Here is an 18,650-nt window from a genome sequence, read left to right as displayed (position 1 = left end):
CACCCCCTCTCCTACAAGAGCGAGCGCCAAATGCCTTTGACCTTCGACCTCCTGCTGAAGGGCGGCGCCGTCGCCACCCCCGCCGGCGTCCAGGTTGCGGACATCGGCGTTTCCGGCGGCCGCATCCGCGCCGTGGGCGCCCTCGGCGCCGCGTCGGCCGGCGAGGTGGTGGACGCCACCGGCCTCCACATCCTGCCCGGCGTCATCGACACGCAGGTGCATTTCCGCGAGCCGGGCCTCGAGCACAAGGAAGACCTGGAGACCGGCTCCCGCGCGGCGGTGATGGGCGGCGTGACCGGCGTGTTCGAGATGCCGAACACCATTCCGCAGACCACCTCTCCCTCCGCGCTGGAAGACAAGATCGCCCGCGGGACGAACCGCATGCATTGCGACTTCGCCTTCTACGTGGGCGGCACCCACGACAATGTGAAGGACCTGCCCGAGCTGGAGCGCCTGCCCGGTGCCGCGGGCGTCAAGGTGTTCATCGGCTCGTCCACCGGCTCCCTGCTGGTGCCCGATGACGACGGCGTGCGCGCCATCCTCAAGGTCATCCGCCGCCGCGCCGCCTTCCATTGCGAGGACGAGCCGCGGCTGCAGGAGCGCAAGGGCCTGCGCGTGCCGGGGGATGCCTCCTCCCACCCCGTCTGGCGCGACGAGATCGCCGCGCTCACCGCCACCCGCCGGCTGGTGACGCTGGCCCGCGAGACCGGCGCGCGGGTGCATGTGCTGCACGTGACCTCGGCGGAGGAGATGGAGTTCCTGGCCGACGCGCGCGACGTGGCCTCGGTGGAGGTGACGCCCCATCACCTCACCATGGCGGCGCCCGAGTGCTACGACCGCCTCGGCACGCTCGCCCAGATGAACCCGCCGGTGCGCGACGGCCGCCACCGGGATGCGCTCTGGGCGGCGATCTCCCAGGGCGTGGTGGACGTGCTCGGCTCCGACCACGCGCCCCATACGCTGGAGGAGAAGCAGAAGCCCTATCCCGAGAGCCCCTCGGGCATGACCGGCGTGCAGACGCTGGTGCCGCTGATGCTCGACCACATCGCAGCGGGCCGGCTGACCTTGGACCGCTTCATCGACCTCACCAGCGCCGGCCCCGCCCGGCTGTTCGGCATCGCCGGCAAGGGCCGCATCGCCGCCGGCTACGACGCCGACTTCACGGTGGTGGACCTGAAGCGCCGCGCCACCATCACCAACGGCTGGATCGCCTCCCGGGCGCAGTGGACGCCTTACGACGGGAAGGACGTGACCGGCTGGCCGGTGGGCACCTTCGTGCGCGGCCGCAAGGTGATGTGGGAAGGCGAGCTCACCGGGCCGTCCACCGGGCAGCCCATCCGCTTCCTGGAGACGCTTCAGCCGCAGGGCTGATCTACCCAGGCGCCGTGAAAATCCCCAAAGGCGGGCATGGAGTCCTGATGTGCCGCGCCGCTTGAGTGAAGACCGTGGCTCCGGTCAAAGACCGGGGCCACAGGCCTGAAGAGGCGTCGCGGCGTCCTCCCCCGTCCGCGTCGCCGGGCAGAAGGCCGCGTGCAGCGCCTCGATGACGCTGATCACCTCCTGCCGGGCGATACGGTAGAACACGCTCGTCCCCTCCCGCCGCGCCTCCACCAGGCCGTCGGCGCGCAGGCGCATGAGCTGCTGCGACATGGGCACCTGGTCGATGCCCAGCTCGTCGCGCAGCTGCGCCACCGATTTCTCATCCTTGCCCAAAGCGCACAGCACCAGCAGCCGCTGAGGGTGCGAGAGGCTGCGCATCAGGTCGGCCGCCAGCTCGGCAGCCGGGATCATGTCTGATACATTCATAATATTGAAATTAGAACTTTTGAATGTTATGTGCAATGTGGAATGCACCGGCACGGGGCGGGTGCGCCTGAGGATCAAAGATAATGTCGATCGATCGCATCGTCATGCTGTTTGCGGGGTTCATGGTACTCCTGTCCCTCGCGCTGGGCCATTTTGTGTCGCCCTACTGGTTTTGGCTCACCGCCTTCGTGGGCGCGAACCTGATGCAGGCCTCCGTCACCGGCTTCTGCCCGGCGGCCATGATCTTCAAGAAGCTGGGCGCGAAGCCCGGCGTCGCCTTCTCCTGAAGAAGAAGCGCCCGGTAAGAGGCCGCCACGCCCGCACGGCGCCGCCATGCGGAAGGACGGGTACCCCTCTCCGCAGGCCCTGAGATGGATCGCGCGCCCGGATCGCTTCGGGCGCTGAGGATCCGGCTCCGGCGCCGGGCCAGAAAGCTGCTCCATGCCCATCCGCGCCCTCCCCCTGCCGTCTCTCCTCCTGCTTGTCCTCCTCCAGGCCACGGTCGGCACCGCCGCCCGCGCCGAAGACTTCACCGTGCGCCGGCAGGAGGTGCCGGACCTGAAAGCCGTGTTCGGCGAGGTGGAGAGCCGCACCGTGGTGCCCGCCCGCGCCCGCATCGGCGGCACGGTGCGGCAGGTGGGCGTGTCCGAGGGCTCGCAGGTGAAGGAAGGCCAGGAGATCGCTCTGGTGGTGGACGACAAGCTCGCCCTCGGCCTCAATGCGGCCGACGCGCGGATCAAGGAGCTCTCCTCCCAGCTCGAGAACGCCCGCACCGAGCTGGACCGTGCCCAGCAGCTGCTGGCCAAGGGCGTCGCCAGCCAGAGCCGGGTGGATACCGCGAAGACCCAGTTCGACGTGGCCACCAACCAGGTGACCGCCGCCCAGGCCGACCGCGCGGTGGTGCTCCAGCGCGCCCGGGAAGGCGCCGTGCTGGCGCCGGCGGATGGGCGGGTGCTCACCGTGCCCGTCACCCCCGGCAGCGTGGTGCTCGCCGGCGACGAGATCGCCCGCATCGCCTCCGGCCCCTATTACCTGCGCCTCAGCCTGCCGGAGCGCTACGCCGCCACCGTTCGCGAGGGTGGCACGGTGCGCATCGGCCAGCGCGGCATCACCCAGGAGGCGGCGGGCTCCCCCGGCACGGCGCGGCCGGGGCGCATCGTGAAGGTCTATCCGGAAATCTCCGGCGGTCGCGTCATCGCCGACGTGGAGGTGGACGGGCTCGGCGATTATTTCGTCAACGAGCGCACCCTGGTGTGGGTGGAGATCGGCAGGAGGCCCGTGCTGGCCGTGCCCCCCGCGCTCGTCGCCACCCGCCACGGCATCGATTATGTGCGCGTGGTCACGCCGCGCGGCCCGGTGGACGTGCCGGTGGTGCTTGGCGACCGCCTCGCCGCCGACGGCGTGGAGCGCATCGAGGTGCTGACCGGCCTCAGGGACGGCGACGCCCTCGCCGCGCCGGGACACTGAGCATGACCATCCAGAACCGGCCCCTCGGCCTTGCCGGCGCGCTGACGCGCGCGTTCATCGCCTCGCCCCTCACCCCGCTGCTGCTGATTGCGGCCTTCGCCTTCGGCCTCATCGCCCTCGTCACCCTCCCGCGCGAGGAGGAGCCGCAGATCTCCGTGCCCATGGTGGACATCTCGGTCTCCGCCCAGGGCCTGAAGGCGGAGGACGCGGTCAAGCTCGTCACCGAGCCTTTGGAGACCATCGTCAAGGCCATCGACGGGGTGGAGCACGTCTATTCCACCACCCAGGACGACGGCGTGGTGGTCACCGCCCGCTTCCTCACCGGCACCAGCCCGGATGCCGCCATCCTGCGCGTGCACGAGAAGGTGCGGGCGAACCTCGACCGCATCCCGGTGGGCATCACCGAGCCGCTCATCGTCGGCCGCTCCATCGACGACGTGGCCATCCTCGTCCTCACCCTCACCCCCAAGCCGGAGGCGGCGGAGCGCTGGACCGCCAACAGCCTCACCCGCGTCGCCCGCGAGCTCCAGGCGGACATCGCCAAGCTGCCGGACATCGGCCTCACCTACATCGTCGGCGAGCAGCCGGAGGAGATCCGCGTCTCGCCCGATCCGGAGCGCCTCTCCCTCTACGGCATCACGCTCGCCCAGCTTCAGGGCAAGCTGGTGGGCGCCAACCGCACCTTCAACACCGGCAGCGTGCGCGAAAAGGGCGCCCAGCGCACCCTCGTCGCCGGCCAGACCCTGCAGACCCCCACGGAGATCGGCAACATCCTGCTGACCGCCCGCGACGGGCGGCCGGTCTATGTGCGCGACGTGGCCACCGTGACGCTCGCCACCGAGCCCGCCGACACCCGCATGTTCCATGTGGAGAAGACGGCGGACGGCCTCGCCCGCCGCCCGGCGGTGTCCCTCGCCATCGCCAAGCGGCCCGGCACCAACGCGGTGGTGATTGCCGAGGAGGTGCTGAAGCAGATCGAGGCGGCGCACGGCGGCACGCTCCCCGCCGACGTGGAGGTGAAGGTCACCCGCAATTACGGCGAGAGCGCCAACGAGAAGGCCAACGAGCTGCTGCTGCACCTCGGCCTCGCCACGGTGTCCATCGTGGTGTTGGTGGGCTTCGCCATCGGCCGGCGCGAGGCGCTGGTGGTGGCGGTGGTGATCCCCACCACCATCCTGCTCACCCTCTTCGCCGCCCGGCTCATGGGCTACACGCTCAACCGCGTGAGCCTGTTCGCGCTCATCTTCTCCATCGGCATCCTGGTGGACGACGCCATCGTCGTCATCGAGAACATCGCCCGCCACTGGGCCATGAAGGACGGGCGCACCCGCGCCCAGGCCGCCATCGACGCGGTGGCGGAGGTGGGCAACCCCACCATCGTCGCCACCCTCACCGTGGTGGCGGCGCTGCTGCCCATGCTGTTCGTCTCCGGCATGATGGGCCCCTACATGAGCCCCATCCCGGCCAACGCCTCGGCGGCCATGGTCTTCTCGTTCTTCGTCGCGGTCATCCTCACCCCCTGGCTGATGCTGAAGGTGGCGGGGCGCGCGGGGGACCACGCGGTGCATGCGGAAGCCGCCGACGGCGGCCGGCTCGGACGCTTCTACCGGCGGGTGGCGGCCCCCATCCTCGCCTCGCGGGCGCGCTCGGGCGCCTTCCTCGCCGCCGTGGGGATGGCGACGCTGGCCTCGCTCAGCCTGTTCTACACCCAGGGCGTCACGGTGAAGCTCCTGCCCTTCGACAACAAGACGGAGCTCGCCGTCATCCTGGACCTGCCGGCCGACACCTCGGTGGAGGCCACCAACCGCACGCTCCAGGACATGGTGAACGCGCTGGCGGACCTGCCGGAGGCCCTCGCCTTCCAGACCCATGCGGGCACGGCCGCGCCCTTCAACTTCAACGGCCTCGTGCGGCATTACATGCTCAGGTCCGCGCCGTGGCAGGGCGACATCGAGATCAACCTCAAGGCCAAGGGGGAGCGCAGCCGCCCCAGCCACGCCATCGCCCTCGACGTGCGCGAGCGGCTCAAGGCCATTCCTCTGCCCGCAGGCAGTGCCCTGAAGGTGGTGGAGCCGCCGCCCGGGCCGCCGGTGCTCTCCACCCTCCTGGCGGAGATCTACGGCCCCGACCCGGACACCCGCCGGCAGGTCGCCCGCAAGGTGCGCGAGGCCTTCGAGAGCGTGCCCTACATCGTGGACGTGGACGACAGCTTCGGCACGCCGGGCGAGCGGGTGCGCCTCGCCATCGACCAGGACAATCTGGAATTCTACAAGGTGGAGCAGAGCGACGTTTACGACGCCATCCGCGCCGTCTACGCGGGCTCCACGCTGGGCTACAGCCATCGCGGCAGCGGGCGGGCGCCCATCCCCATCCGCCTCGCCCTGCCCAAGGGCGAGAAGACGGTGGACCCGCGCACCCTTTCCACCCCCGTGCCCGCCAATGCCCTGCCCGGCGGCCGGGACGTGGTGGAGCTGGGAGACGTGGTGAGGGTGATCCGCGAGCCGGCCTCCTTCCCCATCTTCCGCCACAACGGCCGCGCCGCGGAGATGATCACCGCCGACCTCGCCGGGGCGTATGAGGCGCCCGTCTACGGCATGATCGCCGTGGGCAAGGCGCTGGAGCAGATGGATTTCGGCGCCCTGCCGAAGCCCGCCGTCGCGCTCCACGGCCAGCCCACCGACGAGAGCCGCCCCACCCTCCTGTGGGACGGCGAGTGGGAGGTGACCTGGGTGACGTTCCGCGACATGGGCGGCGCCTTCATCGTCGCCATCCTGGGCATCTACATCCTGGTGGTGGCGCAGTTCGGCTCGTTCAAGCTGCCGCTGGTGATCCTGACGCCCATCCCCCTCACCTTCATCGGCATCATGGCCGGGCACTGGCTGTTCGGCGCTCCGTTCTCGGCCACCTCCATGATCGGCTTCATCGCGCTGGCCGGCATCATCGTGCGCAACTCCATCCTGCTGGTGGACTTCATCCGCCATGCCCGCACGCCGGGGAGGCCCTTGCAGGAGGTGCTGCTGGAGGCGGGCGCCATCCGCTTCAAGCCGATCCTGCTCACGGCGCTGGCGGCCATGATCGGGGCGGCGGTGATCCTCACCGACCCCATCTTCCAGGGGCTCGCCATCTCGCTGCTGTTCGGGCTCGCCTCGTCCACGGCGCTGACGGTGCTGGTGATCCCGGCCATCTACATGCTGCTGCGCGGCAAAAACGAGCCGACGGCAAGCTGAAGCGAAACGACGGTGGAAAGGCCGTGATCACCCCCGATTTCGGTCTTTTCGCCGCTTGACAGCATGGGAGCCCAACTCGTAAATGGCGCCTCCCATGGATCGGGGCCGTAGCTCAGATGGGAGAGCGCTGCAATCGCACTGCAGAGGTCAGGGGTTCGATTCCCCTCGGCTCCACCAAAAAGCTCCGATCTGATTCACGAATAACGGGCCTTCGCGATCCGGACCGGTCGCGGGTCGCGCATGCTTCTTCGGGCAGCCTGGATCAGGCCGCGGCGACCGTGGCATCAGCGCGCCGGCTCGATTAAGAAGACGTCCCAGATCCCCTCCGATGGCTCCCGTTCGACGCCTGACGACATTGAGATAGGCGGAACAGCCGTGCCTTTCATGACCACCAACCCGGCGCTCGCCCGTGCCCTGGCCGAGCGCGACTACAAGGACCCGACCCCGGTGCAGAGCGCGGTGCTGGCGCCGGAGGCGTCGGAGCGCGACCTCCTGGTGTCCGCCCAGACCGGCTCGGGCAAGACGGTGGCCTATGGCCTCGCCATGGCCGACACGCTGCTGGGCGCCGACGAGCGCTTCGGCCCCGCCACCGCGCCGCAGGCGCTGGTGGTGGCCCCCACCCGCGAGCTGGCCCTGCAGGTGCAGCGCGAGTTCGAGTGGCTCTATGCGGCCACCGGCGCGCGCATCGTCTCCTGCGTCGGCGGCATGGACCCGCGCCAGGAGCAGCGCGCCCTCAACCGCGGCGCCCACATGGTGGTGGGCACCCCCGGCCGGCTGCGCGACCATCTGGAGCGGGGGCGGCTCGACATCTCGGCGGTGCGGGTGATGGTGCTCGACGAAGCCGACGAGATGCTGGACCTCGGCTTCCGCGAGGACCTGCAATTCCTGCTGGACGCCACGCCGCCGGAGCGGCGCAGCCTGCTGTTCTCGGCCACCCTGCCCCGCGCCATCACCGCGCTGGCCAAGCGTTACCAGCGCGACGCCCTGCGCATCGAGGTGGCGAGCGCCGAGGGCGGGCACGCCGATATCGAATACCGCGCCATCCGCGTGGTGCCGAAGGAGATCGAGCACGCGGTCGTCAACGTGCTGCGCTATTACGATGCCCCCAGCGCCATCGTCTTCTGCAACACCCGAGAGACCGTGCGCCACCTGCACGCGACCCTTCAGGAGCGGCAGTTCTCCGCCGTGGCCCTGTCCGGCGAGCTGAGCCAGAACGAGCGCAACTCCGCCCTCCAGGCGCTGCGGGACGGCCGGGCGCGGGTGTGCGTCGCCACCGACGTGGCCGCTCGCGGCATCGACCTGCCGAGCCTCGGCCTCGTGATCCACGCCGACCTGCCGAACGATGCCGAGAGCCTCCAGCACCGCAGCGGGCGCACCGGGCGCGCCGGCCGCAAGGGCGTGAGCGTCCTTCTCGTGCCCCCCTTCCGCCGTCGCCGCACCGAGGACCTGCTGCGCAGCCTCAGCGTCACGCCGGCCTGGTCGGGCCCGCCCAGCGCCGACGACATCCGCAAGCTCGACCACGAGCGCATGCTGCGCGACCCGCTTTTGACCGACGAGCCGAGCGAGGACGACGCCGCCGTCGCCCGCACCCTGCTGGCGGAGCATCCGGCCGAGCATCTGGTGGCGGCGCTGGTGCGCCTCTATCGCGCCGGCCTGCCCGCGCCGGAGGAGGTGGCCGATCCCGGCGAGCCGCGCGGCGCGCGCGAGCGAGCGGCCCCGCGCGGCTTCGCAGGCGGCCCGGCGGCCGGAGGCGGCGCCTGGTTCCGCCTCAATGTGGGCCGCCGCCACAAGGCCGACCCGCGCTGGCTGCTGCCGCTGATCTGCCGGCGCGGAAATGTGACGCGCGACGATATCGGCGCCATCCGCATCTTCGACGAGGAGACCGCCTTCGAGGTCACCGCCGCCGCGCTCGACCATTTCAGCACCGCGGTGCGCAAGCAGGACGGCGCGGACGTGATCATCGAGCCCATGTCCGGCCCCCCGACGGGCCGCCCCGAGCGCCCCGGCCGGGGAAGGGCCCCCCATGGCAAGGCGCCGTATGAAAAGCCGGCGCGGGGCAAGTCGTTCCGCGACAAGCCGGCGCAGGGCAAGCCGGCCCATGAGTCCCCGCGCAAGCCCAAAGCCGGCGGTGGAGCCCATGCCGCCGGCGCCTATGCGGAGCGCGCGCCCGCGCGCAGCCGCCCCAACGCCTCCAAGGGCAAGCCGGCGGGAAAGCGGCCGAAGTCCCCCTGAGCGGGATGGCCAAAGCGGTCCATGTTGCCGGCCGGCAACAGTGAGGCACGGTCCGTCCCGGCCCCCCTGCCCTCCCTCGTTTTGCGGGACCGCCGCATTTGATTCCCGCCAGGGAAGTGCTAACCCTGCCCCTGGGGTAAGGGGCTATGGCTGGGCACAGGACGGCAGGAGTGATGGCACGACGGGCCGCTGCTTGGGTGGCGGCCTATGCGCTTGTCTTGCAGGTGCTCCTGACCGGCATCGCTCTCGCGTCCACCCCCTATGGGACGAGCGCCTCCCTGTGCCTCTCCGCCACCGGGTCAGGCGACGGAGAGCAGCACCCTGATACGGGCCAGACGGCTCAGGTGCATTGCCAGGCGTGCCTTGCCCGGGCCGACGTGGCCGGCCTGCCGCCGCCGGTCCCGACCCCGGAGATCGACCGCGTCGCTCTGGAGCTGCGGTTCGACACGGCGGTGCGCATCGCGCTCCACGCCCTCCTCAACGCCCCGCCCTTCCAGCCGCGCGGACCACCTGCCCCGCAGTCTGCCTGATTGGCGCGACCGCCGTTGTTCGACGCGGCGGAATGGCAGTTTCGCGCCATCGATCGGGGCGTGCCCGCAGCACGCCCCCAGGATGCCGACGCCGCAAACACGGCTCGGAGAACCTTCATGCGCGGCCGGGGCAAGCCCCGTGGGCCGCCGCATGCGGGAGGCGACCTCCATGCGATTCCAGCCCATTCCCCAGACCCGCCGCGCCCTGCGGCAGACCACCGCCCTCGTCAGCCCCGCGCTCGCCGCCCTGTGCCTCGTCCCGCTGCTTTCCCCCACCGCCGCCGCGCAGAGCGGCCCCCCGCCCGTGGTGGAGCTGCCCACCGTGGTGGTGGGCAGCGGGCGCGTGGCCGGCGAGAGCGCCGGCGGGGGCCAGGACACCTCCTTCGCCCCTGCCGACAGCGCCACCGTTTCCGGCAGCGAGGCGCAGAACGCCACCTTGTGGACCAGCGATTCCGGCTCGCTCATCGGCCGCATTCCCGGCGGGGCCGCCTGGGGCGCCGGCGGCGTATCCAGCCTGCCGGCGGTGAACGGCATGGGCGCGGACCGGGTGCAGGTCGCCATCAACGGCATGCTCTTCGGCATCGCCTGCCCGAACGAGATGAATCCGCCCCTGTCCTTCGTCAATCCGGCGATGATCGCCAACGCGCGGATCTACACGGGCACCGCCCCGGTCAGCGTCGGCGGCGACTACACGGGCGCGAAGGTGGACGTGAGCATGGCCCCGCCGCGCTTCACGGCGGGCGAGGCGCTCGCCGTCTCCGGCAGCGTCTCGGGCTTCTTCCGCAGCAACGGCAACGGCTACGGGGTCGATGCCACCGCCACCGTCTCCAATGCCGACACGAACGTGACCTATACGGGCGGCTGGGCCCGCGCGAGCGACTACACCGCCGGCGACGGCACCACCATCAAGTCCACCATGTACGAAACGCAGAACCACGCCATCAGCGTCTCGAAGAAGATCGAGGACCAGCTGTTCACGGCGCAGGTGGGCGGGCAGTTCATCCCCTATCAGGGCTATCCGAACCAGTACATGGACATGGTGGACAACAAGAGCCTGTTCGCCAACGGCCGCTACCAGGGCGCATTCGACTGGGGACAGCTGGAGGCCACCGTATTCGCCAGCCGCGTCCGGCACACCATGGGCTTCATCCAGCCCGACAAGACGGGCGACATGCCCATGGACACGCGGACCACGGACCTCGGCTATTCGGTGAAGGGCACCGTCGGCGTCTCCGCCCATGACATCGTGCGTGTCGGCAACGAGCTCTACTACAACAATCTCGACGACTGGTGGCCGCCGGTGGCCGGCTCCATGATGATGGGACCGGACACGTTCCAGAGCATCAACAACGGCCAGCGCCTGCGCCTCGGCACCTTCGGCGAGTGGGAGCGGCATATCGACGACCGGTGGAGCACCGTCCTCGGCGTGCGCAACGACATCGTCTGGATGAACACCGGGGACGTCTGGGGCTACAACCAGATGATGTACGGGGCGGATGCGGCCCTCTTCAACGCCCAGAGCCACGCCCGCACCGACTTCAACATCGATGCCTCGGCGATCCTGCGCTACGAGGCCAACGAGATGAGCGTCTACGAGCTCGGCCTCGCCCGCAAGACGCGCTCGCCCAATTTCTACGAGCGCTATGCCTGGTCCACGAACCCCATGGCCATGAGCATGATCGGCTGGTTCGGCGACGGCAACGGCTATGTGGGCAACCTGGACCTCGAGCCGGAGGCGGCGCACACGGTGAGCTTCACCGCCGCCTGGCACGATCCGGCCCGCAAGGCCTGGGAGCTGCGGGCCTCGCCCTATTTCAGCTATGTGGTGAACTATATCGACGCCGACCGCTGCACCCTGCCCGGATGCCTCGCCAGCGCGCCGAACAACGCCACCGTCACCGACGATTTCGTCTACCTGCGCTTCGCCAACCACGACGCGTGGCTCTACGGCATCAACATCGACGGCAAGCTCGCGCTCTGGGACAACGATGCCTATGGCCAGGGCGCGTTCCGCGGCAACCTGAACTTCGTGCAGGGCCAGCGCACCGACGGCGTCAACCTCTACCACATGATGCCGCTCAACGGCGTCCTCGCGGTGGACCAGACCATCGGCAACTGGACCAACAGCCTGGAGCTCCAGATGGTGGCGGCCAAGGTGCTGGTCAGCCAGGTGCGGAACGAGCTGGAGACCTCGGCCTATGCCCTGGTCAACTTCCGCACCAGCTACCAGTGGAACACGGTGCGCTTCGACTTCGGCGTCGAGAACATCTTCGACACCAACTACAACCTGCCGCTCGGCGGCGCGAACCTCGTCAACTACCGCGTGGCGAGCATGATGGGCTCTTCCGCCGCCTGGGGCTTCCCCGTGGCCGGCATAGGGCGCTCCTTCAACACCCGCGTGACGTGGCAGTTCTAGGTCCGGACCGGCGGGGGAGGACACTTCACACCGCGCTCCCCAGAGCCGGCGCCGACCTCTTCACACCATCATGCCCCGGCTCGTCGGGAAGCCGGCTCTCGCCGACGTCCGCCCGTCAAGGCGGAACCCGGCGAAAGCCGGGCTCCGGGCATCCACCCTCCCGTGTCGGCGCGCTTCAAACCCGGGTACCAGCCGGGCCACAGGGTGGATCGCCCGGATAAACCGGGCGATGACGGCAGGGAGAAATCCGGCGGTCCCCTCCCCTAAGGGGTGCAGCGGTCGCCCTCCTCCGGGCCGGCGGGGTGCACGCCGAGGCAGGGAGCGAGGCCTTCCGGGATCGGCACGGTCGCCGCATGCAGGCGGCGGTGGGCAAGGAGCTTCGGCAGCACATGGGTGTGCGGCCCCTCCGGGCTCGCCCCGTCCGGCGGCGGGATGGGCGAGAACACCTCGATCCGTCCCAGCGCCGAGACGAACACCCGGTGCGGGCCGTGCGCCACCAGCGCCGGCATGAGGCCCGGCACCTCGAACGGCCGCCGGCCCTCGCCCGCCCGCAGCAGCGCGACCAGCTCCGGCGCGTCCGTGCGGATGCAGGCCTCGGTGGTGGACAGGCCGATGCCGAGGTCGAAAAGGATCGCCTCCCGGTCCGCCGCGCGCAGGGCGTCCCGGTCCGGCCCGATCTCGGCCAGCACGCCGCGCCCGGCCAGCGCCGCGGCCGCGAGCGGCAGGCAGAGGGCGCGGGCGAACACCCGTCGCCCGGGATGGCGCGAAGGGGTCTCATAGTCCACCAGCCGGGCCTCGGCATGCCGGCGCACAAGGAGGCCCCCGCGCGGGGTGACGAGGGAAAGGGCATCGCCCGTCTCCCCCATGTCCACCGGCTCGTCCGGATCGCGCATGAACTCGGCGATGGCGCCGAAGATGCCCAGGCTGAAGCCGCAGCCGGGATCGCGCGCGTGGGCCCTCATCTGGTCGAAAGGGTCAGCGGCCATGGGGCCCCTCATCGCTCCGTCGCGCCCACGGCAGCACGATCATCTCCCCTCCATGCTCCAGCCGCACCGCGTCGACACCGAACGCGTTGGCCACATGGCTGCCTCCCTCACCGCCTCCCAGCACCTCCCGCGGCGGACCGACGGCGAGCAGGCGGCCCTCCTTCATCAAGGCGAGGCGGTCGCAGAAGCGCGCGGCGAGGGTCAGGTCGTGCATCACCGCCACCACCACGGCGCCGCGGCGGGCGGTGTCGCGCAGGAGCGCCATCACCTCCAGCTGGTGGAGGGGATCGAGCGCCGCGCAGGGCTCGTCGGCGAGGAGCACGGGCGCCTCCACCGCCAGCGCACGGGCGAGCAGCACGCGGGCGCGCTCGCCGCCGGACAGGGTCCCGGCCGGCCGTCGCGCGAGATGGCTCACCGATGCGGCCGCCATGGCCCGGCGCGCAGCGGCGTCCACCGCCGCCGCGCCGTGGGGGAGGCGGCCCAGGGCCACCACATCCTCCACCGGCAGCGGCCAGTGGATGCGCCCCTCCTGCGGCAGATAGGCGACGATGCGCCCCAGCGCGCGGCGGCCGATCTCGTCGGCCGTGCGCCCGTCATAGGCGACCCGTCCACGGGCCGGCATATCGAGCGCCGCCAGCACGCGCAGGAGGCTCGTCTTGCCGGCGCCGTTCGGGCCGATGAGGCCGAGGAACGCGCCCGGCCGCGCCTCCAGGCTGAGGTCGCGCACCAGCACCGCCGGGCCCCGCGCCACGGTGACGGCTTCGGCGGAGAGGATCATGTCTCGCTCCCCTTCAGCCGGGCGAGGAGGAACAGGAAGAAGGGCGCACCGATGAGGGCCGTCACCACCCCCAGCTTCAGCTCCGGCCGGGTGGGCACGAGCCGCACGGCAATGTCGGCGGACAGGGTCAGCGCCGCCCCTGCGAGGCCGCTCGCCAGCAGCAGCCGGCCGGGCCGGTGGCCCACCAGCGGACGCATCAGGTGCGGCACCACGAGGCCCACGAAGCCGATGGCCCCGGCCACCGCGACGCTCGCCCCCACGGCCGCCGCCGTGCCGCCGACCACGAGCAGGCGCACCCGGCGCAGCGGGAAGCCGAGGCTCGCCGCCGTCTCCTCGCCGAGGGTGAGCGCATCGAGCGCCGGGCCGGTCATGAGCACCAGCAGCCAGCCCGCCGCCATGAAGGGCAGCGCCAGCCCCACATCCAGGAGGCTGCGGTCGGAGAGCGAGCCCATGAGCCAGAACACCAGCTCCAGCGCCGCATAGGGGCTCGGCGCGAGGTTGAGGGCCAGCGCCGTGAGCGCCCCCGCGAGGCTGGAGAGGGCGACGCCGGCGAGGATGAGCGCCACCGTGCCCGCCCCGCGCGCCGCCAGCACCAGGAGCACGGCGGTGGCCGCCGCCGCGCCCGCGAGCCCGCCCAGGGGCAGGGCCAAGGCGAAGGAGGCGGAGAAGCCGAAGTAGAAGGCGACCACCGCCCCGAGCGCCGCCGCCCCCGAGACGCCGACGATGCCGGGATCGGCCAGCGGGTTGCGCATGAGCCCCTGCAGCGCAGCGCCGGTGAGGCCGAGGCTGAAGCCCACCGCCGCGCCGAGGATGGCCCGCGGCAGGCGCAGCTCCGTGAGCACCAGCGCGGGAAGGCTCTGCCGCCCGGCGAGGAGATCGCCAAAGGCCGCGCCGAGATCGAGCGGCGCGTAGCCGATGGCGATGGATGCGAAGAAGAGAATGGCCACCGCGAGGCCGAGGCCGGCCGGCAGCAGCAGGCGCGCGCGGGTCGTCATCGCCTGCCCTCCGCGACGACGGGCCGGACCGCCGCCACGGCTGCGCGGGGGGATGCGGCGGACAGGCGGAGGCGGGCGGCGGCAAGGCGATCCGCCGCTTCCGCCAGCTCCGGGCCGGCGCAGGTCCACAGCCGGATGGGCAGTGACACCGTGCGCCCCTCGGCGGCGAAGGGGGCGAGCGCGGGATGGCGCAGCAGCGCATCGGCGAGGGAGGGCGGCGCATCCTCGGCCGCATTGACCACGAGCAGATCCGGCGCGGCGCGCACGATCTCCTCCAGCGCCAGCTGGCCCATCCGGTCGATGGAAAGGATGGCGGCGAGATTGGCGAGGCCGGCCTTTTCCATCACCTCGTCGGCGATGGAGCCGCGGCCGGCGGTGAAGCCGTTGGGGCGCAGCACCACGGCGGTGGGCGGCACCCCCGCGGGCGGCGGCAGGCGGGCGAACGCCTCCTCCATCCGCCGCACCATGGCCTCGCCCCGCTCCGGCACGCCGAGGCGCGCGGCCACCGTGCGGATCTGGGCATAGGCCTCCGCGAGGGACTGCGGCACGGACAGCTCCAGCACCTCGAAGCCGAGGCGCCGCAGCGTGGCAGTGGTGGCGCGGGTGGTGAAGGCGCCGACGATGACGAGGTCCGGAGCGAGGGGCGCGATCTCCTCCGCGAGGCCCCGGTTCACCGGCACGCCCCGGGCGAGATCGGCCACGTTGGAGGCGCGCGCATCGCGAGCGAGGAAGGTGATGGACGCCACCTGCCCCCGGTCGGCCAGGCGCAGCACCAGCTCGTCCGCGCACAGGTTGAGGGAGACGACCCGCTGCGGCGCGGCACCGGCGCGCCCCTCCCCTCCCCGTGCGCCGGCGGCGAGCGCGAGGAGCGGGAAGAGCAGGAGCAGAGCCGCTGACCGTCTCATGCCGGCCTCACCAGGTCAGCCTCACCCCGCCGAAGGCACCGAAGCCGGGGGCGAGGAAGCCGTTAGGATTCTCGTAGGTCTGGTCGAACAGATTGTCGATCCGCCCGAACAGGGTGGTGTTGGCATTCAGTCTGTAGTTGGCGGCGAGGTTCACCACCGTGTAGCCGGGCTGGTCCACATAGTTCGAGGTCAGGCGCACGATATCCCACCAGGAGGAGGCGTAGACGAGGCTCGCCGACAGGTCGAGCGCGTCCGTCGGCCGCCAGCCCAGCGTCACGCTCACCTTGTTGTTGGGCCGCCGCAGCGGATTGCAGGAGGTCGCGTCGATGGGCGCGCATGCGGCGCCGAACGGCTGGCCGACGGGCATGTAGCCGACCACGTGGGTGTAGGTGTAGTCGAGCCGCACGTCGATCCGGTCGGTGACGGCCACGGCGACGAACGCCTCGATGCCCTGCGACACGGCGCTGGAAATGTTGACGTTCTGGTACGTCGCCGGGTCGTAGCTGATGAGGTTGGTGATGTCGTTGTGGAACCAGGTGGCGCCGAACAGCACCTTGTCGCCGAAGGCCTTCTGCTCGAAGCCGGCATCCCAGCCCGTGCTCTCCTCCGGCTTCAGGGCGGCGTTGCCGTAATAGGGGGCGTAGAGCTGGTACAGGGTCGGCGCCTTGAAGCCGGTGCCGTAGCTGGCCTTCAGCTTGGTGCCCGTCTCGTCGAACAGGAGCGCCGGGGCGAGACGGAAGGTGGTGTGGTCGCCGAAGCTGTCGTCGCTGTCATAGCGCACGTTGGCGGCGAAGAAGAGCCGGTTCCAGAGATTGCCCTGGTATTCCGCATAGGCGCCGGTGTCCCCGGTCGCGGCATCCATCTGCGTGTAGGCGGTGGAGGAGGTCATGCTCTCGTTGCGCCGCTCCACGCCCGCGAGCAGGTTCTGCCCCGGCGCCATCACGAAATTGGAGCGCAAATAATAGATCTGCCGGTCGCCCTCGTAGGTGCCGTTGACCGAAGGGTTCGGCCCCGTGGTGGGGTTGGAGGTGGAGAGGTCGCTGATGCCGAAGGTGGTGACGAGGCGGTCGTCGAACGCCTTCCACACGCCCTCGCCCTTGGTGAAGAACATGCTGGCGTAGCTGGTGGAGCGCTGCGCCGCGGGCACGCCCTCGTAAGTGGGCGGGGGGTAGGTGTCCGGCGTGTAGGCGAGGCTGGTGTCGATGTAGCGGGCGACGAAATTGACGGCGAAATTGTCCGTGGCCTCCCAGTCGAGGCGGGTGGAATAGGTCCAGTTGTCGTAGGCGTTCGGGCTGGTGGGCCAGCCAAGCGGCACGATGTTCTGCGGCGTCACCGGGATGTCGGTGGAGGAGAAGTGGGTGACGTTGAAGGAATAGGCCAGCTTCTCCGTGGAGCCCGAGAGGCCCGCATACTGGTTGAAGGTGCCCAGCGCGCCACCCTCCACATAGCCCGTGACCTTCGGCGGCCCCTCCCCCTTCTTGGTGGTGACGGAGATGACGCCGCCGATGGCGTCCGAGCCGTAGAGGCCCGATTGCGGGCCGCGCAGCACCTCCACCCGCTCCAGGTCCGAGGCCAGGAGCTGGCCGAAGTCGAACGCGCCGTTGGGGGTGGAGGGGTTGCCCGCGTCGATGCCGTCGATGAGCACCTTCACGTGGTTGGAATTGGTGCCGCGGATGAACACCGAGGTCTGGCCGCCGGGCCCGCCGGTCTGCACCACGTTGAGGCCGGGGAGCGCTTGCAGCACGTCCGGCAGGGTGCGCTGCTGGGCGCGGGCAATGTCATCGGCGGTGACGACGCTGACGGAGCTCGCGACCTCCCGCTCGGGCGTCGGCAGGCCGGTGGCGCTCACCACCACCTCGGGGAGCTCGACGGCGTTCTGGTCGGCGGCGGACTGGGCGCGGACGGCAGCCGGCGCGGCGAGCAGGGCAAGGACCGGGAGGGCAAGACGGGCCGCGTCGCGGACGCGGAAGGAACAGGCGGGGGGCATGGCAGCCTCGGCGGGACGAAGTGGTCCGTCACCGCGAACGAGGCTTCCCCCCGGTCCCACGGGACCGGACGACAAACCACCATCAGGACACCCCGCCCGACGTGCTCGCGCGTGACCACGGCTGACGGCAGGTCTCCTGGCTCACGGGTCGTCGTCCGTTCCGCCGCCTTCCCAGGCCGTGGGGCCCAGTGGCAGATGGCGGGGGACTCGCCGCTTACAGTTGCGGGGGCAGCCGCGGCTTGGCCGAGCGAATCGGCGCACCGCGTTCCCTTTTGATCCCTTGCGGGAACCGTCGCGGCCACGCTAGTCGCGAACCGGGCGTGGCGTCAATGGGAGGCGCGGTGTCCAGCGGCCGGGAGACCTGGCACGCGGATCACGCTCAGGGCCGCCCCCGGCCCACGCGGTCCGGCATCAGCACCAGAAGGGTCCCCGCCAGCACCAGCGCGATGCCGCCGGCGGCGGACAAGGTCCAGTGGAAGGCCTCGAACCAGGTGGAGATGGCGAGGGCCACCAGCGGGAACAGCACGGTTCCGTAGCCGGCCCGGCTCGCGCCGATGCGGCGGATCAGCATGAGGTAGATGGCGAAGCCGGAGAGGGTCTGCGCCAGCACCAGGAAGGCGAGCGAGCCGAGATAGCGCGCGTTCCATTCCACGATGAAGGGCGAGCCGCGCACCAGCGCGATGGCCGCCAGCACCACGAGGCCATAGAAGAAGCCCCAGGCAGTGAGCGAGGTGAGCGGATAGCCGCGCCGCGCGGCGATGCCGGAGAACAGGCTGCCGAGGGAGAAGCACAGGGTTCCGGCGAGGGCGAGCCCCAGGCCGGCGCCCACCCCGTCCACGCCATTGCCCTCGGCGATGGCGGGCCCGAACACGAGGCCGAGCCCCGCGACGCCCGCCGCCCCGCCGATGAACACGCGCCGACGCACTGGCCGGCCGAGCACGGCGGCGGAGAGGAAGGGGATGATCACCGCCGAAAGGGCGAACACCACCGACAACAGGCCCGAGGGCAGATGGTAGCCCGCATAATAGAAGCTCACGAAGTTCAGGGAGAACAGCGTGACGCCCATGGCGGCAAACAGCACATGGTCACGCACGCCGAAGGCGAGGCGCCCGCGGGTGGCCACCACCAGGGCGAACATGGCGCCGGTGGCCATGAGGAAGCGCCAGACGCCGGACACCTCCGGGGCGACCACGCCGAGCTGCAGCTTCAGCGGCAGCCAGCCGGTACCGAAGATGAGGATGGTCGCCACATAGAGCAAAGCGTCGGTGGCGCCGAACGGGGCATCGGCAGAGGACCGGACGACAGGCATGAAGGGGGTTCC

General features: G+C 70.9%; 14 protein-coding genes, 1 tRNA gene and 1 riboswitch. Of the genes, 8 read left to right on the top strand and 7 right to left on the bottom strand.

All coding sequences use genetic code 11. The features are described from left to right. Positions 1-30: 30 nt before the first annotated feature. A complete protein-coding gene (locus tag V5F59_RS04615; protein WP_393980090.1) occupies positions 31-1,371 on the top strand; it encodes a dihydroorotase in 1,341 nt (446 codons plus the stop codon). An 84-nt stretch (positions 1,372-1,455) separates the two neighbouring features. Here V5F59_RS04615 and V5F59_RS04610 read toward each other — a convergent pair whose 3' ends face one another. After that, the gene (locus V5F59_RS04610) at positions 1,456-1,791 is read right to left on the bottom strand and encodes an ArsR/SmtB family transcription factor (RefSeq protein ID WP_393980092.1); all 336 of its coding nucleotides are present in this window, start codon (positions 1,789-1,791) and stop codon (positions 1,456-1,458) included. Positions 1,792-1,889: 98 nt separating this feature from the next. On the opposite strand from V5F59_RS04610, the gene V5F59_RS04605 reads away from it, so the two are divergent. The 7 genes from V5F59_RS04605 to V5F59_RS04575 all read left to right on the top strand — a co-directional run bounded on the left by V5F59_RS04605 (position 1,890) and on the right by V5F59_RS04575 (position 11,678). Beyond that, positions 1,890-2,093 carry a YgaP family membrane protein gene (locus tag V5F59_RS04605; RefSeq protein ID WP_393980094.1) on the top strand — a complete coding sequence of 68 codons (204 nt, stop codon included), beginning with the start codon at positions 1,890-1,892 and terminating at the stop codon, positions 2,091-2,093. 154 nt (positions 2,094-2,247) lie between these two features. Further along, the gene (locus V5F59_RS04600) at positions 2,248-3,273 is read left to right on the top strand and encodes an efflux RND transporter periplasmic adaptor subunit (RefSeq protein ID WP_393980096.1); all 1,026 of its coding nucleotides are present in this window, start codon (positions 2,248-2,250) and stop codon (positions 3,271-3,273) included. Positions 3,274-3,275: 2 nt separating this feature from the next. Next, entirely contained in the window at positions 3,276-6,500 is a 3,225-nt protein-coding gene (locus tag V5F59_RS04595) for an efflux RND transporter permease subunit (RefSeq protein ID WP_393980098.1), read from the top strand. 101 nt (positions 6,501-6,601) lie between these two features. Further along, a tRNA-Ala gene (locus tag V5F59_RS04590) sits at positions 6,602-6,677 on the top strand. Positions 6,678-6,884: 207 nt separating this feature from the next. Next, entirely contained in the window at positions 6,885-8,732 is a 1,848-nt protein-coding gene (locus tag V5F59_RS04585; protein WP_393980100.1) for a DEAD/DEAH box helicase, read from the top strand. Positions 8,733-8,905: 173 nt separating this feature from the next. Next, complete coding sequence (locus V5F59_RS04580) at positions 8,906-9,262, top strand: DUF2946 family protein (protein ID WP_393980102.1); 357 nt, start codon at positions 8,906-8,908, stop codon at positions 9,260-9,262. A 169-nt stretch (positions 9,263-9,431) separates the two neighbouring features. After that, positions 9,432-11,678: a TonB-dependent receptor gene (locus tag V5F59_RS04575; protein ID WP_393980104.1), complete on the top strand. Its 2,247-nt coding sequence runs from the start codon at positions 9,432-9,434 to the stop codon at positions 11,676-11,678. A 263-nt stretch (positions 11,679-11,941) separates the two neighbouring features. On the opposite strand, the gene V5F59_RS04570 is transcribed toward V5F59_RS04575, so the two are convergent. From V5F59_RS04570 to V5F59_RS04545, 6 genes are all read right to left on the bottom strand, one after another. Then, positions 11,942-12,664, bottom strand: coding sequence for a DUF6925 family protein (locus tag V5F59_RS04570; RefSeq protein WP_393980106.1), 723 nt, complete (start codon positions 12,662-12,664; stop codon positions 11,942-11,944). Beyond that, complete coding sequence (locus tag V5F59_RS04565) at positions 12,654-13,442, bottom strand: ABC transporter ATP-binding protein (RefSeq protein ID WP_393980108.1); 789 nt, start codon at positions 13,440-13,442, stop codon at positions 12,654-12,656. Before V5F59_RS04565 ends, V5F59_RS04570 begins: the two co-directional genes overlap by 11 nt. After that, positions 13,439-14,437, bottom strand: a complete 999-nt coding sequence (locus V5F59_RS04560) for a FecCD family ABC transporter permease (protein WP_393980110.1) — start codon at positions 14,435-14,437, stop codon at positions 13,439-13,441. Before V5F59_RS04560 ends, V5F59_RS04565 begins: the two co-directional genes overlap by 4 nt. Continuing rightward, a complete protein-coding gene (locus tag V5F59_RS04555; RefSeq protein ID WP_393980112.1) occupies positions 14,434-15,342 on the bottom strand; it encodes an ABC transporter substrate-binding protein in 909 nt (302 codons plus the stop codon). Before V5F59_RS04555 ends, V5F59_RS04560 begins: the two co-directional genes overlap by 4 nt. Positions 15,343-15,349: 7 nt before the next feature. Next, positions 15,350-17,329: a TonB-dependent receptor plug domain-containing protein gene (locus tag V5F59_RS04550; RefSeq protein WP_393980114.1), complete on the bottom strand. Its 1,980-nt coding sequence runs from the start codon at positions 17,327-17,329 to the stop codon at positions 15,350-15,352. 109 nt (positions 17,330-17,438) lie between these two features. After that, positions 17,439-17,638, bottom strand: a riboswitch (cobalamin riboswitch). 70 nt (positions 17,639-17,708) lie between these two features. After that, on the bottom strand, positions 17,709-18,638 hold the full coding sequence (locus tag V5F59_RS04545; protein WP_393980116.1) for a DMT family transporter: 930 nt from the start codon (positions 18,636-18,638) through the stop codon (positions 17,709-17,711). Positions 18,639-18,650: the final 12 nt, after the last annotated feature.

It is taken from the genome of Xanthobacter nonsaccharivorans (assembly GCF_043194755.2).
Lineage (GTDB): Bacteria > Pseudomonadota > Alphaproteobacteria > Rhizobiales > Xanthobacteraceae > Xanthobacter > Xanthobacter autotrophicus_G.
This window is presented reverse-complemented; position numbering and strand designations above follow the sequence as displayed.

Excerpts from the sequence above, each read along its gene's own strand:
- V5F59_RS04580 (WP_393980102.1), top strand. The coding sequence starts at position 8,906 with ATGGCACGACGGGCCGCTGCTTGGGTGGCGGCCTATGCGCTTGTCTTG.
- V5F59_RS04605 (WP_393980094.1), top strand. The coding sequence starts at position 1,890 with ATGTCGATCGATCGCATCGTCATGCTGTTTGCGGGGTTCATGGTACTC.
- V5F59_RS04565 (WP_393980108.1), bottom strand. The coding sequence starts at position 13,442 with ATGATCCTCTCCGCCGAAGCCGTCACCGTGGCGCGGGGCCCGGCGGTG.
- V5F59_RS04575 (WP_393980104.1), top strand. The coding sequence starts at position 9,432 with ATGCGATTCCAGCCCATTCCCCAGACCCGCCGCGCCCTGCGGCAGACC.
- V5F59_RS04615 (WP_393980090.1), top strand. The coding sequence starts at position 31 with ATGCCTTTGACCTTCGACCTCCTGCTGAAGGGCGGCGCCGTCGCCACC.
- V5F59_RS04570 (WP_393980106.1), bottom strand. The coding sequence starts at position 12,664 with ATGGCCGCTGACCCTTTCGACCAGATGAGGGCCCACGCGCGCGATCCC.
- V5F59_RS04545 (WP_393980116.1), bottom strand. The coding sequence starts at position 18,638 with ATGCCTGTCGTCCGGTCCTCTGCCGATGCCCCGTTCGGCGCCACCGAC.
- V5F59_RS04555 (WP_393980112.1), bottom strand. The coding sequence starts at position 15,342 with ATGAGACGGTCAGCGGCTCTGCTCCTGCTCTTCCCGCTCCTCGCGCTC.
- V5F59_RS04610 (WP_393980092.1), bottom strand. The coding sequence starts at position 1,791 with ATGATCCCGGCTGCCGAGCTGGCGGCCGACCTGATGCGCAGCCTCTCG.
- V5F59_RS04595 (WP_393980098.1), top strand. The coding sequence starts at position 3,276 with ATGACCATCCAGAACCGGCCCCTCGGCCTTGCCGGCGCGCTGACGCGC.
- V5F59_RS04585 (WP_393980100.1), top strand. The coding sequence starts at position 6,885 with ATGACCACCAACCCGGCGCTCGCCCGTGCCCTGGCCGAGCGCGACTAC.
- V5F59_RS04560 (WP_393980110.1), bottom strand. The coding sequence starts at position 14,437 with ATGACGACCCGCGCGCGCCTGCTGCTGCCGGCCGGCCTCGGCCTCGCG.
- V5F59_RS04550 (WP_393980114.1), bottom strand. The coding sequence starts at position 17,329 with ATGCCCCCCGCCTGTTCCTTCCGCGTCCGCGACGCGGCCCGTCTTGCC.
- V5F59_RS04600 (WP_393980096.1), top strand. The coding sequence starts at position 2,248 with ATGCCCATCCGCGCCCTCCCCCTGCCGTCTCTCCTCCTGCTTGTCCTC.